We start from the raw sequence: 13,924 nt of genomic DNA, 5'->3' as shown, positions 1-13,924 counted from the left end.
TCGGGCGAGTCAGTGATGACGAGTCCGCGTTGAGCACCCGACCCTGGAAGGACCGGGTCTGTAGCTCAGCTGGTTAGAGCACCGTCTTGATAAGGCGGGGGTCGTTGGTTCGAACCCAACCAGACCCACCAGATTGCCTGCATGAGTAAGTGCAGTCTTTGGGGGATTAGCTCAGCTGGGAGAGCACCTGCTTTGCAAGCAGGGGGTCGTCGGTTCGATCCCGTCATCCTCCACCACTTCCTTTGATGGGACGTCGGTTGTTCTTGTTGCCGTAGCTTTGAGTGTGAGGCGTGGGGTGCAGAGATGCTGCCCAGACCTCACCCGCAAGGGTGCGAAGTTTGATCTTTAAAAATTTGGAAGAAGTAAAGGGATGTCGGCGTTTCAACCGCGTCGGCATCTCATGGGTAGTGATTGCATCGTCCCACCTCTTTGAACCAGCGGTGGGATAGATAGCGCGAGCGCTTGAGAACTATCCTGTAGTGCGGTGTGAGACGCAAGTCGAGCACAGCGTTATAGGGTCAAGTGAATAAGTGCATGTGGTGGATGCCTTGGCGATCACAGGCGATGAAGGACGTGCAAGCCTGCGAAAAGCTGCGGGGAGCTGGCAATGAAGCTTTGATCCGCAGATGTCCGAATGGGGAAACCCGGCCCGTAAGGGTCATCCCTGGCTGAATACATAGGCCAGAGGAAGCGAACCGAGCGAACTGAAACATCTAAGTAGCTCGAGGAACAGAAATCAACCGAGATTCCCAAAGTAGTGGCGAGCGAACTGGGAGTAGCCTGCACGACTAAACCATTTACTTAGCAAAACGGTCTGGAAAGTCCGACGATACAGGGTGATAGTCCCGTATGCGAAAAGTAGATGGCGGGTCTGAGCGTGCGACAAGTAGGGCGGGACACGTGAAATCCTGTTTGAAGATGGGGGGACCATCCTCCAAGGCTAAATACTCGTGATCGACCGATAGTGAACCAGTACCGTGAGGGAAAGGCGAAAAGAACCCCGGGAGGGGAGTGAAATAGATCCTGAAACCGCATGCATACAAACAGTGGGAGCCTCGAAAGGGGTGACTGCGTACCTTTTGTATAATGGGTCAGCGACTTACGTTCAGTAGCGAGCTTAACCGAATAGGGGAGGCGTAGCGAAAGCGAGTCTGAATAGGGCGATTCAGTTGCTGGGCGTAGACCCGAAACCAGATGATCTATCCATGGCCAGGATGAAGGTGCCGTAACAGGTACTGGAGGTCCGAACCCACTAATGTTGAAAAATTAGGGGATGAGCTGTGGATAGGGGTGAAAGGCTAAACAAATCTGGAAATAGCTGGTTCTCCCCGAAAACTATTTAGGTAGTGCCTCATGTATCACTCTCGGGGGTAGAGCACTGTAATGGTTGGGGGGGTCATTGCGATCTACCCCGCCATAGCAAACTCCGAATACCGAGAAGTGCGAGCATGGGAGACAGACGGTGGGTGCTAACGTCCATCGTCAAGAGGGAAACAACCCAGACCGCCAGCTAAGGCCCCCAATGCGTGGCTAAGTGGAAAACGAGGTGGGAAGGCATAGACAGCCAGGAGGTTGGCTTAGAAGCAGCCATCCTTTAAAGAAAGCGTAATAGCTCACTGGTCGAGTCGTCCTGCGCGGAAGATGTAACGGGGCTCAAGCCACGAGCCGAAGCTGCGGATATGTCGTAAGACATATGGTAGGGGAGCGTTCTGTAAGTCTGCGAAGGTGTCTGGTAACGGATGCTGGAGATATCAGAAGTGCGAATGCTGACATGAGTAGCGATAAAGCGGGTGAAAGGCCCGCTCGCCGAAAGCCCAAGGTTTCCTACGCAACGTTCATCGGCGTAGGGTGAGTCGGCTCCTAAGGCGAGGCCGAAAGGCGTAGTCGATGGGAAACAGGTCAATATTCCTGTACCAATCCATGATGCGATGGGGGGACGGAGAAGGTTATAGCAGCCGGGTGTTGGACGTCCCGGTTTAAGCAGGTAGGCGTGCTGCGTAGGCAAATCCGCGCGGCTTAGCCGAGATGTGATGACGAGGAGCCACGTGCTCTGAAGTGCTAGATACCACGCTTCCAGGAAAAGCCTCTAAGCTTCAGTCATGGATTGACCGTACCGCAAACCGACACAGGTGGGCAGGATGAAAATTCTCAGGCGCTTGAGAGAACCCAGGAGAAGGAACTCGGCAAATTGATACCGTAACTTCGGGAGAAGGTATGCCCTCAGTAGGTGAAGTCCCTCGCGGACGGAGCCCAACGGGGTCGCAGAGAATCGGTGGCTGCGACTGTTTAATAAAAACACAGCACTCTGCAAACACGAAAGTGGACGTATAGGGTGTGACGCCTGCCCGGTGCCGGAAGGTTAAGTGATGGGGTGCAAGCTCTTGATCGAAGCCCCGGTAAACGGCGGCCGTAACTATAACGGTCCTAAGGTAGCGAAATTCCTTGTCGGGTAAGTTCCGACCTGCACGAATGGCGTAACGATGGCCACACTGTCTCCTCCTGGGACTCAGCGAAGTTGAAATGTTTGTGAAGATGCAATCTCCCCGCGGCTAGACGGAAAGACCCCATGAACCTTTACTGTAGCTTTGCATTGGACTTTGACGGGACTTGTGTAGGATAGGTGGGAGGCTGTGAGACGTGGTCGCCAGATCACGAGGAGCCATCCTTGAAATACCACCCTGGTGTCGTTGAGGTTCTAACCTAGGCCCGTGAATCCGGGTCGGGGACCGTGCATGGCAGGCAGTTTGACTGGGGCGGTCTCCTCCTAAAAGGTAACGGAGGAGTTCGAAGGTTCGCTTGGTACGGTCGGACATCGTACCTAAAGTGCAATGGCAAAAGCGAGCTTGACTGCGAGACTGACACGTCGAGCAGGTGCGAAAGCAGGACATAGTGATCCGGTGGTTCTGTATGGAAGGGCCATCGCTCAACGGACAAAAGGTACTCTGGGGATAACAGGCTGATTCCGCCCAAGAGTTCACATCGACGGCGGAGTTTGGCACCTCGATGTCGGCTCATCACATCCTGGGGCTGTAGCCGGTCCCAAGGGTATGGCTGTTCGCCATTTAAAGTGGTACGTGAGCTGGGTTTAAAACGTCGTGAGACAGTTTGGTCCCTATCTGCCGTGGGCGCTGGAAGTTTGAGGGGGCCTGCTCCTAGTACGAGAGGACCGGAGTGGACATACCTCTGGTGTACCGGTTGTCACGCCAGTGGCATCGCCGGGTAGCTAAGTATGGAAGAGATAAGCGCTGAAAGCATCTAAGCGCGAAACTCGCCTCAAGATGAGACTTCCCGGGGACTCGATCCCCCTGAAGGGTCGTGGAAGACCACCACGTTGATAGGCTGGGTGTGGAAGTGCAGTAATGCATTAAGCTAACCAGTACTAATTGCCCGTGCGGCTTGACCCTATAACCGTGTGCTCAACAAATCGTTGAAACAGCACCGGTGATCCCAAGTGCCTCGCGCACACAATCACCCCATATCCTTTACTTCTTCCACATGTGTGCCCGATGCACCTCGCGCACGCATGACAAGCTTCAGCCTGGTGCCCATAGCGCTGTGGAACCACCCCTTCCCATCCCGAACAGGACCGTGAAACGCAGCCGCGCCAATGATAGTGAGCACCTCGCTCGCGAAAGTAGGTCAGCGCCAGGCTACCCCACAACACAACGCCCGATCACCCTCCAGTGATCGGGCGTTTGTGCTTCCAGAACCCGCGGCCGAACATCCTCCCAACAACCCCGCAAACGACCAAATCCGGACCACAATCCGTCCCATGGCCGATAACAACACTCCACGCGCCTTCTCCGGCATCGACCGCCTCTACGGCAACGGCGCATACGCAAAACTCCACAACGCATCCGTCACCATCGTCGGCATCGGCGGCGTCGGATCATGGGCCGCCGAAGCCATCGCACGACACGGCATCCACAACATCAACATCATCGACCTCGATAACGTCGCGGTATCGAACATCAATCGACAGCTGCAGGCCAGTCAGGCAACGATAGGCATGGCGAAGGTCGATGCGCTCGCCGAACGCATCGTCTCGATCAACCCCGAATGCTCGGTGACGCGGATAGAGGATTTCCTCACGCCGGAGAATGCCGCCGAGCTGCTTTCGTCACGACCGGACGCGGTGCTCGATTGCACGGATCAGACGTCTGCCAAAGTTGCGATGGCCGAGCGTTGTCATCTCGATGGACTGGCGCTGTTCATGGCGGGTGCGGCGGGCGGACGTACCGACCCGACACGCATCCGCCATTCGGATCTCGGCGCAAGCCAGGGCGACGCGCTGCTCGCCCGTGTGCGTTCACTATTGAGAAAGGGCGGGCGCTTGCAGCTGTCGCGCAAGGAGCATTTCGATATCGAGGTCGTGTACTCCGCCGAGCCCATGCGCAAACCGGCGGCCGAGGCCTGCGATGCGACGACCGCACCGCAAGGCCTGAGCTGCGCGGGCTACGGCTCGAGCGTCTGCGTCACGGCCGCTTTCGGTTTCGCGCTCGCGGCGCGCGCCATCGAACATCTGCTGAAACACTGAGCGCAAGACTTTCGGCCGAAACACCGCTACACTGCGCCTGCGCCGTGCCAATAGGCGCGTTCCCTTGTCTCCCTGACAAGAGGAGGCATGAGCCTCCCTTCCGGAATCCACACCCTGTCTGCCTGTATTGGTGTCACTCAGCTTGAGCGACGGGCCGTCGCTGGAGAACTGTTTGAACACTGAAGTCGATTTCGCCGGGCTTGGCCTGGCCGAACCCCTGCTGCGCGCCATTTCCGAAGAAGGCTATACGCAGCCCACACCGATCCAGCAGAAAGCCATTCCGCTCGTGATGGCCGGGCGCGACCTGCTCGCTGCCGCACAGACCGGCACCGGCAAGACCGCCGGTTTCACCCTCCCCATTCTTCATACTTTGATCAACCGCCCGGCCAGCATTCCACCGGGACGGCCACGCGTGCTGGTCCTCACCCCGACGCGCGAACTCGCGGCTCAGGTCGAGGAATCGGTCCGCACCTACGGTGCACACGCCAAGCTGCGTTCCATGGTCATGTTTGGCGGCGTGGGCATGAATCCCCAGCTGCAGGCGCTGAAGCAGCGCGTGGACATCCTGGTTGCGACGCCCGGCCGTCTGCTCGATCACCTGGGCGAAAAGACGCTGGACCTTTCCGGCGTCGAAATCTTCGTGCTCGACGAAGCGGACCGCATGCTGGACATGGGTTTCATCCGTGACATCCGCAAGGTGATCGCGGCGCTGCCGAAGGTGCGCCAGACTTTGCTCTTCTCGGCGACCTTTTCGCCGGAGATCCGCGAACTGGCCCACGGCATGCTGAACGACGCAGCCGAGGTTGAGGTTGCCGCACGCAATACCACCGCCGAGCGCGTCGATCAGGGCGTCTACATGGTCGAGCAGAAGCAGAAGCGTCATCTGCTGGCGCATCTCATCAACAAGGGCCAGTGGTCGCAGGTGCTGGTGTTCACGCGCACCAAGCATGGCGCCAACCGTCTGGCCGAACAGCTCGACAAGCAGGGCATTACCGCCGCTGCCATCCACGGCAACAAGAGCCAGAACGCCCGCACGAAAGCGCTGGCCGACTTCAAGACGAATACGCTGCGCGTGCTGGTCGCCACTGACATCGCGGCGCGCGGTCTGGACATCGACCAGCTTCCGCACGTCGTCAATTTCGAGCTGCCGAATGTGCCCGAGGACTACGTTCACCGCATCGGTCGGACCGGCCGTGCAGGTGCCAGCGGCGCCGCGGTGTCGCTGGTCGATCGCGAGGAAGTGAAGTTGCTGACGGCCATCGAAAAGGTGACCCGGCAGTCGATTCCGCGCGTGACGGCCGATGGTTTCGTGCCGGTCGCCGGCGCCAGCGAAGAGCCGGATCGCGGTCCGCGTCCGCAAGGTCGTGGCGCTCGGCCTGACGGTGCAACGCGCAGCAAACCGGCCTCCGGTAACGGACAGCAGCCGCGCCAGGGCCAGCAGCCCCGGCCGGCCGGCGATCGCCCGGCGCGTACGCCGCAGAACAAGCCCGTCGCGCGCGGCAATGGCAACCCCACTCGCCCGCAAGGCAGGAGCGGCACCGCCAATGGCAACGTCGCCAACGGCAACCGTACGCCGGCGCGTATTCACGACGATGACGACGACAATCGCGGCAATCGCATCCAGCCGGCGGCCAAGCCGCCGCGCGAGGTCAATGGCAACGTGATGCCGCGCGGCAACGAGGCGCGACGTCCGCAACAGCCGGCGCTGTTCTCGCGCAATCGCAGCGGACAGCGATAACATCACGCCATTTGCATGAAGGGCCAGGGGCGACCGCGTGCGTGACGATGCACTGAAAGTGCTGAAGGACGTCTTCGGCCATCCCGGGTTCCGCGGTGCGCAGGGCGAAATCGTCGCGCACGTCGCGGCCGGCGGCGACGCCCTGGTGCTGATGCCGACAGGTGGCGGCAAGTCGTTGTGCTATCAGGTGCCGGCGCTGCTGCGCCCGGGGACGGCAGTCGTCGTTTCGCCACTGATCGCGCTGATGCAGGACCAGGTCGCTGCGATGACCCAGCTGGGCGTACGCGCTGCCTTCCTCAATTCCACGCTCGATCTCGATCAGGTGCGTGAAGTCGAGCGCAGCCTGCTCGACGGCACGCTCGATCTGCTTTACGTCGCCCCTGAGCGGCTCAACACCCCACGCTGCCTCGATCTGCTGAGTCACATCCGGCCGGCGTTGTTTGCCATCGATGAGGCGCACTGCGTCGCACAGTGGGGACACGACTTCCGTCCAGAGTACCTGCAGCTTTCCGTGCTGCACGAGCGCTTCCCGGACGTGCCGCGCATCGCGCTCACCGCCACCGCCGATCCGGCGACGCGCACCGAAATCATCGACCGGCTCGCGCTGCACGACGCGCGTGTGTTCGTGTCCAGTTTCGACCGGCCGAACATCCGCTACACCATCGTGGACAAGGACGACGCGCGCAAGCAGTTGCTGCGCTTTATCCGGAACGAGCATCCGGACGATGCTGGCATCGTCTATTGTCTGTCACGCAAGAAGGTGGACGAGACGGCCGAATGGCTGCTCGCGCAGGGCATCAAGGCGCTCCCTTACCATGCCGGCATGGACGCAGCGACGCGTGCTGCGCATCAGGCCCGCTTCCAGCGCGAGGAAGGCATCGTGGTCGTTGCCACCATCGCCTTCGGCATGGGCATCGACAAGCCGGACGTGCGCTTCGTCGCCCACCTCGATCTGCCGCGCTCGATCGAAGGCTACTATCAGGAGACCGGACGCGCAGGACGCGACGGTGGCGCAGCCGACGCCTGGATGGCCTACGGTCTGGCCGACGTCGTGCAGCAGCGCCGTTTCATCGACCAGTCCGAGGGCAGCGAAGCGTTCCGTCGCATTTCCAGCAGCAAGCTCGACGCGCTGCTCGGCCTGTGCGAAACCGCTCAGTGTCGGCGCGTGCATCTGCTCGCCTATTTCGGCGAACAGGGGCAGCCCTGCGGCAACTGCGACAACTGCCTGACGCCGCCGGAGACCTGGGACGCGACGGTCGCCACACAGAAGGCGCTGTCCGCGATCTACCGCACCGGCAATCGCTTCGGCGTCACCCACCTGATCGACGTGCTGCGTGGCAAGGACACCGAGCGCATCCGCCAGTGGGGTCATGACAAGTTGAGCGTGCATGGCATCGGCAAGGCCGAGGACGACAACCTGTGGCGCGGTGTTTTCCGTCAGCTGGTCGCGCTCGGGCTGGCCCGCGTCGATCACGAATCCTATGGCGCATTGGTGCTGACCGAAGCTGCCCGCCCGGTGCTGCGCGGCGAACAGCCCGTGATGATGCGGCGCATCGCCGAAAGGGCTCGTGAATCGGCGGTGCGGCGCACACGCAGCGTCACACCGGTGTCGATGGAGGGCGTCAACGCCAATCTGCTCGCAGCGCTGAAAGCCTGGCGGCTGGACGAAGCGAAAAACCAGTCAGTTCCGGCCTACGTCATCCTGCACGACAGCACGCTGATCGAACTGGCGCGCAAACGCCCGGCTGATCTCGATGACCTGACCGACATACCGGGCTTCGGCGCACGCAAGGTCGAGCGCTACGGTGACTCACTGGTCGAGTTGATCTCAGGCTTCGAGCACTGACATATTGCACTGCAATAGTGCCTTGTCGTCTTTATGCCCCGACCTGACGCAGCGCTGATGATGGGGCGTGCGTCAGATATGAATTAAAACAACGGCTTGTTGTAAATCTTCTCTTGGTCTGGATATTGCATAGTGCATCACCGACTTCGTTATTGAAGCAGGGAGGGCATCATGCGTTGCAACATTCGACCACTCCTTTTCGTCGTCGCCTGCGCGCTGACACAACCGCTGACTGTCTGGTCGGCAGCACCCGATTGCCGTGCGAGCAGCCAGGATCCGCTGGCCGCTGAGGCGTGCCGGGAAAATGCGCGCTCCGCCTATCCGCTGGCGCACCTGTTCGAAAATCCGTCGGAATCACGAACCAGTCTTGCGCTGGCCGCACTGCTGCTGGGCGGCATGGCGATGCGCGCCCGCGTGCGCTGATCGGCGCGGCAAGGGCGCCGCGCGCACTTCAGTTCGCTTCGACGGGGATGAAGCCGTCGCGGTTCGGCATCCGCACTGCCGGCAGAGTGCGCGCGTCCATGACGGCCTCAGCAGCGATCACACCGTTGATGTGCAGCAGCCAGGCGCTGAGCGCATACACCTCGTCCGCGTTCAGCGTGCCGGGGGCGGTCATCGGTTTGGCGCGACGGATGAAGTCGAACAGCGTCGTCGCGTACGGCCAGTAGCTGCCTACCGTTTTGTCGGCCGCCGGTGTGTTCAGCGGGCGCGTCGCACCCGCCAGTTCCTCGGCGCTGCCGCCACGGGCGTCCTTGCCGTGGCAGGCGGCGCAGTGGTGGGCAAACAGCGCGGCGCCCTCGCTTGCCGTGCCGCGACCGGGTGGAAGGCCGCGACCGTCGGGAAATACGTTCAGTTGCTGCCGGGCGAGGGTGGCGCCGTTGACGGCCTGTCCGAGCCGTGGTGCCTCGACCGCGTTCGGCGTCGCGACGCAGGCACTCAGCAGCAGCGACGACAGCAGTGCTGCCGCGCGTTCAGTATGTGTGCGTGACCAGTCCATCGTCCTCGACTGCCCAGGCAACGATCGCGTTGTAGTGGAAATAGCCTGCGCGCCCGCGCTCGGAGACCAATGCCGCGCGTTCCGGCTGCAGATTGCCGCGCTCGTCGGTGGCTCGGCTCTTCAGCACGGCGGGCTTGCCGTCCCATCGCCACGGTATGCGGAAACGGGTCAGGCAGCGAGGCAGCGCCGGCGATTCGAGTGCGGCGTCGGCCCAGCTCTTGCCGCCATCCGCCGACACCTCGACCCGCCGGATGCGCCCGTACCCGCTCCACGCCAGACCGCTCAGCTGATAAACGTCGGGGCGCGGCAGTGTCTGGCCGTGCGACGGTGACGTGATCAGCGACTTGCAGTCCATCGTGAACGTGAACTGACGCGCCTTGCCCGATGGCTGCAACTCGGTGTATTTCGACGTTTCGTTGCGCGACATCACCGGCTGGTCCGTCACTTCGAGCCGCTGCAGCCATTTGACGTGCAGCACACCTTCCCAGCCTGGCACGATGAGACGCATCGGGTAGCCGTTCTCCGGGCGCAGCCGTTCCCCGTTCTGGTAGAGCCCGATCAGGCAGTCGTCGCGCATCTTGGCCAGCGGGATGCTCATGTTCATCGCTCCCGCGTCGGCACCTTCGGCGATCACCCACGACGCGCCGACGTCCACACCCGCTTCGTCGAGCAGGATGGACAGCGGCACGCCGGTCCATTCGGCGCAGGACAGCAGCCCGTGCACGGAGCCGGCTGATCGCTGTATCGGCTCGCCATGCCAGCCGGCGTTGCTGTTGCCGCCGCACTCGATGAACAGCATCCGTGAACGCATCGGGTAGCGCAGCAGCGATTTCACGTCGAAGCTCAGCGGCTGGCGCACAAGACCGTGCACGACAAGTCGGTGACGCGCCGGGTCGATCTGCGGCACGCCGTTGTGGTGCCGCTCGAAGTGCAGGCCGTTCGGCGTGATGATGCCTTCGAGGTCTTCCAGTGGCGTGAAGGACACGCCGTTGCCGGCCACCGCACGGTTGGCGCCGATGCGTCGCGCCGTCAGGCGCTCGTGCGACGATGGTTGGCCGTAGGGCGTGAAGGGCGCGCCCGGCGTGTGCAACCACGGCAGCTCGTCAGCGGCCTGCGTCTCGACGGCAGCCGCGGCCGTTGCCAGTGCCAGCCCGCGCCGCAGGAAGAGCCGGCGATCGAGCAGGCCGCCGCCGGCGACTTCTGGCAAGGTGTGGAGAGCGGGCCGCTGGCGGGGCATGGGATCAGAGGAAGAGCGTCAGCACGCCGGTATAGCCGTACAACTGGTCGTGCGAAATTTCGCCGCCAGCGAAGAAGCCTGCCACCGGCAGGCCGGGAAAGGCTTCCTCCAGCATTTCCGGTTCGGTGTTGTCGTCGCCGAACATGTGCGCTCCACGCGCGGCGCAGGATATGTAAAGCGCCGCGAGCGGCGGCTGCTCCAGTGTCGCGCGCAGCTCGTTCAGCATGCGCTGCATGTCGGCGCGGGCACAGTCCGCGTCGCGCCGATAGAAGCGCAGCCTCTGTCCGACCTCGACTGTGTCGTTGATGGCGATCAGGCCGTTGCCGGGGTCGAGGCCGATCACGTTGCGCACGCGGAATTCGGCGTCGTCACGCCCGGTCACGCCCAGTCCGGGCAGGATGTAGCGCGCCGCCCGCCGCAGATCCTGGCCGAGTGAGGTGCCCGCCGCGTCCAGGAAGGCGTCCAGCGCGGGGCGGCCGTTGATTTCGGTGATGACGTTCTGGTCGCAGGCGGTGACGACATGGGTTTCGCCCACCGCACAGCAACCCTGCGTCAGGCGCGTCATGATGGAAACCTGCTCGTTGAAGGCGACGCCGCTGATGCCGCCGCGCAGGGCTCCGTTGGCGATCATCGGTGCCTGTCCGCGCGCCAGCGCAAGCCCGCCGGTGACGAAGCCGCTCGACACCTTGGTGGCCATGTCGGCGACCAGATCCGCCATGTCCGGCGTTGCCGGGTCGGCGTGCACAACGGCGAAGTAGGGCTGCTCGGGTGCGGCATCGGTACCCAGCGCGTTGGGCAGGCGCTCGCGGCCTGAGAACACGCGGAAACTGCCCTCCGGCAGGCTGCCCACCAGCAGCGACAGGCCGGGTTGGTCCTGCGCCGCGATGGCGCGGCCGATGACGCCGACCGAACTGGTGCCGACCCAGTTCTCGATGCCGGTGAGCCGGGTCAGGCGCTCGAACATTTCCTGCAGGTCGCCGCCGTAGTGATCGGCGAAATAGACGAATCCGAGGTTGGCGTCCTCAGGCATGTCGAGTGCCGACAGTGCCAGGTCCATCGCGACCGGCCAGTCTTCGTGGAAGGCCGAACTGGCAGCGAATCGGGCCATCCGCAGTACCTCAGCCTCCGCCGGAGGGCGGCGGCGTGTCGTCGCCCGGTGCGGTTGACGACGGATGTGCGGCACCCGCGTTCTGCATCAGCGTCCACGGCCACATGGCGGCATTGCCGAATGCCTGCATCGGATTCTGTGCCGGGTCCTGCGCATGCGCTGCGCCAGCGGCCGCTGCGCTGGTGGCGCTGGCCGCCATCGCCTGCATGGTGGCCAGCGTCGCGCGCTGTACCTCCAGACCCTGGATGCTGGTCTGCAGCATGCTGAGGTTCATGCGCAGCCAGCCCTCGACCGCTTTCAGGTCGGTGATGCGCTTGTCCAGCTCGCCGACGTCGAGTGTCGGTGTGACGAAACCGGGGACCGGGAAGGGCATCTGCCCCCATACGGAACGCAGGAATTCCATCGGGTCGTACTGTGAGGAGTCGCTGGCCATGGCATCACCTGTGTCGGTCTGTGTGCGCCAAGCATAGCGCGCCGTGCCTCGCCGGGGGACACAAAAGAAAACGCGGCCACAGCGGGCCGCGTGAAGGGAGACACAACGTGCACAACGCCTTCATTCTTGTGCAGCGGTGCCGGCAGCGGCAATCGTCCGTTCGGCTTAAGCCGAAGCGACCTGCTCCTTCAGCTTGAACTGGATCAGCGTGCGCAGCTTGGCCGGCATGACCGGCTTGAGCAGCAGGTGGTGGCCGAGATCCTTCGCCTCTTCCAGGCGCTCCGGCGTGGCGCTGCCGGTGACCAGGATGGCCGGGATATCGACGCCGAAATGCCGGCGCACCGCCGCCACCACGTCCGGCCCGACTTCGCCGTCGCGCAACTGGTAGTCGGCGATGATGAGGTCGGGCGGCGCGCCGCGTTCGGTCACGCTGTTCATCGCTTCTTCGTGCTTGCTGGCGATCAGCGTCTGCGCGCCCCAGCTGCCGAGCAGTGCGGCCATGCCGTTCACGATGCTCGCTTCGTCGTCGATGACCAGGATGCAACGGCCGCCGAGATCGGCCTGGCTGCGTTCGGTGCGTACTGCGGTGGCGCGTACCACCGGCGCGCGGCCCATCGGTACGTCGATGCGGAACACGGTGCCTCGACCGGGGCGCGACGACAGACTGACCGGGTGCGACAGCAGCGCCGACAGCCTCTGCACGATGGACAGGCCGAGCCCCAGGCCCTTGCGCCGGTCGCGTTCGGCATTGGCCAGCTGTACGAACTCCTCGAAGATGCGGCTCTGGTCGTCCGGTGCGATGCCCATGCCGGTGTCCCACACCTCGAAACGCAGTCCGTTGCGGCGTACGCGCGTGCTGACCAGCACGCCGCCCGCCGGCGTGTAGCGCATCGCGTTCGAAATGAGGTTGCGCAGGATGCGTTCGAGCAGCACCGGGTCGCTGCGTACCCAGGCGGCGCGCGAGCGGATGCGGAAGGCCAGGCCGCGATCAAAGGCTTCCGGTTCGAAATCCATGCGCAGCCGGTCGAACAGCGCGCTGACCGACACATCGGTGATTTCCGGCTTCACCTTGCCGGCGTCGATCTTCGAAATATCGAGCAGCTCGTTGAACAGGCCCTCCAGCGCTTCGACCGAACTGCTGATGCTGGTGACCAGATTCGCCACCTCCGGCTCGTGCGCCTTGGCCGACAGCGCTGCGGCGAACAGGCCCATCGCGTGCAGCGGCTGGCGCAGATCGTGGCTGGCGGCGGCGAAGAACTGGCTCTTGGCGCGGCTGGCCTGATCGGCGCGGTCTCGCGCTTCCGACAGTTCGATGTTCTGCGACTCCAGTCGGCGGCTGAGCACCTCGTTGGCGTAACGGCTGCGCAGCGCGCGCTCGATCAGCGCGTTGAAATTCTTGCCGACTCGCCACAGCGCGATCATCAGCACCGACACGATGAAGGCCACCAGCAGGTCGTGCCGGCTGCCTTCCCAGATGTAGCGCGCGATCACCGGCAGCAGCGTTGCACCGAGGAAGGTGTAGTAGCTGGGCAGGTGCATCGAAGTCAGGGCGGCGGCAACGCCGCACACCGACACCAGCAGCGACATCAGCACGATCTGCTGTTCCGGCGCTTCCGGGCTGAAGAACAGCCACAGCGTCGAACTCCACAGTACGCCGGAGATGGCGGCGCCGATCAGCCAGTAGGTGCCCCAGCGCGGCGCGCTCGCGGCGTCCGGTGTGGCACGTCTGTACTGGCGCAGCAGCACCAGGCGCGACACCTGGTTGGCCATCGACAGCACGAACCACAGTGCGACCGTCCATAGCGGAGAGGTGTCGTACACCGTCCAGGCGACCAGCAGCGTGCCGAGTATCTGACCGCCGAAGGCCGTGCCCAGGTTTGCGTACAGCATCTGGATCTGCGTCGCCACGACCTGGCGGTCGAGCTGTGCCTGTTCGCCCGGCTCCAGCCGCGCCGCCGCGTCGCCGCGCTCGCGCGTCAGCGACTCTATGGTCGTGTCTTCGGGCAGCACGACCGGAGGCGTCATCGG

General features: G+C 63.1%; 9 protein-coding genes, 2 tRNA genes and 2 rRNA genes. 8 read left to right on the top strand and 5 right to left on the bottom strand.

Features of this window, described 5'->3' with window-relative positions; genetic code table 11:
• The first annotated feature begins 54 nt into the window (after nt 1-54).
• The 8 genes from ACQ66H_RS19355 (at nt 55) to ACQ66H_RS19320 (ending at nt 8,544) form a co-directional block, all read left to right on the top strand.
• Nucleotides 55-131 (top strand) — tRNA-Ile (locus ACQ66H_RS19355).
• A gap of 29 nt (nt 132-160) precedes the next feature.
• A tRNA-Ala gene (locus tag ACQ66H_RS19350) sits at nt 161-236 on the top strand.
• A gap of 280 nt (nt 237-516) precedes the next feature.
• A 23S ribosomal RNA gene (locus ACQ66H_RS19345) occupies nt 517-3,404 on the top strand.
• 133 nt (nt 3,405-3,537) lie between these two features.
• Nucleotides 3,538-3,651, top strand: a 5S ribosomal RNA gene (gene rrf / locus ACQ66H_RS19340).
• A gap of 121 nt (nt 3,652-3,772) precedes the next feature.
• Nucleotides 3,773-4,537 (top strand): tRNA threonylcarbamoyladenosine dehydratase, encoded by a 765-nt coding sequence (locus ACQ66H_RS19335; RefSeq protein ID WP_430435366.1) that lies wholly within the window; start codon nt 3,773-3,775, stop codon nt 4,535-4,537.
• A 172-nt stretch (nt 4,538-4,709) separates the two neighbouring features.
• On the top strand, nt 4,710-6,275 hold the full coding sequence (locus tag ACQ66H_RS19330) for a DEAD/DEAH box helicase (protein WP_430435365.1): 1,566 nt from the start codon (nt 4,710-4,712) through the stop codon (nt 6,273-6,275).
• 37 nt (nt 6,276-6,312) lie between these two features.
• Nucleotides 6,313-8,121: a DNA helicase RecQ gene (gene recQ / locus ACQ66H_RS19325; protein WP_430435364.1), complete on the top strand. Its 1,809-nt coding sequence runs from the start codon at nt 6,313-6,315 to the stop codon at nt 8,119-8,121.
• Nucleotides 8,122-8,292: 171 nt separating this feature from the next.
• Nucleotides 8,293-8,544 (top strand): hypothetical protein, encoded by a 252-nt coding sequence (locus ACQ66H_RS19320; protein ID WP_430435363.1) that lies wholly within the window; start codon nt 8,293-8,295, stop codon nt 8,542-8,544.
• Between the two features lie 28 nt (nt 8,545-8,572).
• On the opposite strand, the gene ACQ66H_RS19315 is transcribed toward ACQ66H_RS19320, so the two are convergent.
• From ACQ66H_RS19315 to ACQ66H_RS19295, 5 genes are all read right to left on the bottom strand, one after another.
• Complete coding sequence (locus ACQ66H_RS19315) at nt 8,573-9,118, bottom strand: c-type cytochrome (protein WP_430435362.1); 546 nt, start codon at nt 9,116-9,118, stop codon at nt 8,573-8,575.
• Nucleotides 9,093-10,325, bottom strand: coding sequence for a sulfite dehydrogenase (gene soxC, locus ACQ66H_RS19310; protein ID WP_430435361.1), 1,233 nt, complete (start codon nt 10,323-10,325; stop codon nt 9,093-9,095). The genes ACQ66H_RS19315 and soxC overlap by 26 nt, the downstream gene beginning before the upstream one ends.
• A gap of 34 nt (nt 10,326-10,359) precedes the next feature.
• Entirely contained in the window at nt 10,360-11,463 is a 1,104-nt protein-coding gene (locus ACQ66H_RS19305) for an FIST signal transduction protein (RefSeq protein ID WP_430435360.1), read from the bottom strand.
• A gap of 10 nt (nt 11,464-11,473) precedes the next feature.
• Complete coding sequence (locus ACQ66H_RS19300) at nt 11,474-11,896, bottom strand: PhaM family polyhydroxyalkanoate granule multifunctional regulatory protein (RefSeq protein WP_304027291.1); 423 nt, start codon at nt 11,894-11,896, stop codon at nt 11,474-11,476.
• Between the two features lie 165 nt (nt 11,897-12,061).
• Nucleotides 12,062-13,921 (bottom strand): ATP-binding response regulator, encoded by a 1,860-nt coding sequence (locus tag ACQ66H_RS19295; protein ID WP_430435359.1) that lies wholly within the window; start codon nt 13,919-13,921, stop codon nt 12,062-12,064.
• Nucleotides 13,922-13,924 lie beyond the last annotated feature (3 nt).

It is taken from the genome of Methyloversatilis sp. (genome assembly GCF_965284615.1).
Classification (GTDB): domain Bacteria; phylum Pseudomonadota; class Gammaproteobacteria; order Burkholderiales; family Rhodocyclaceae; genus Methyloversatilis.
Note: the sequence above shows the minus strand (reverse complement) of the source record. Positions and strands in the feature narration are given on the sequence as shown.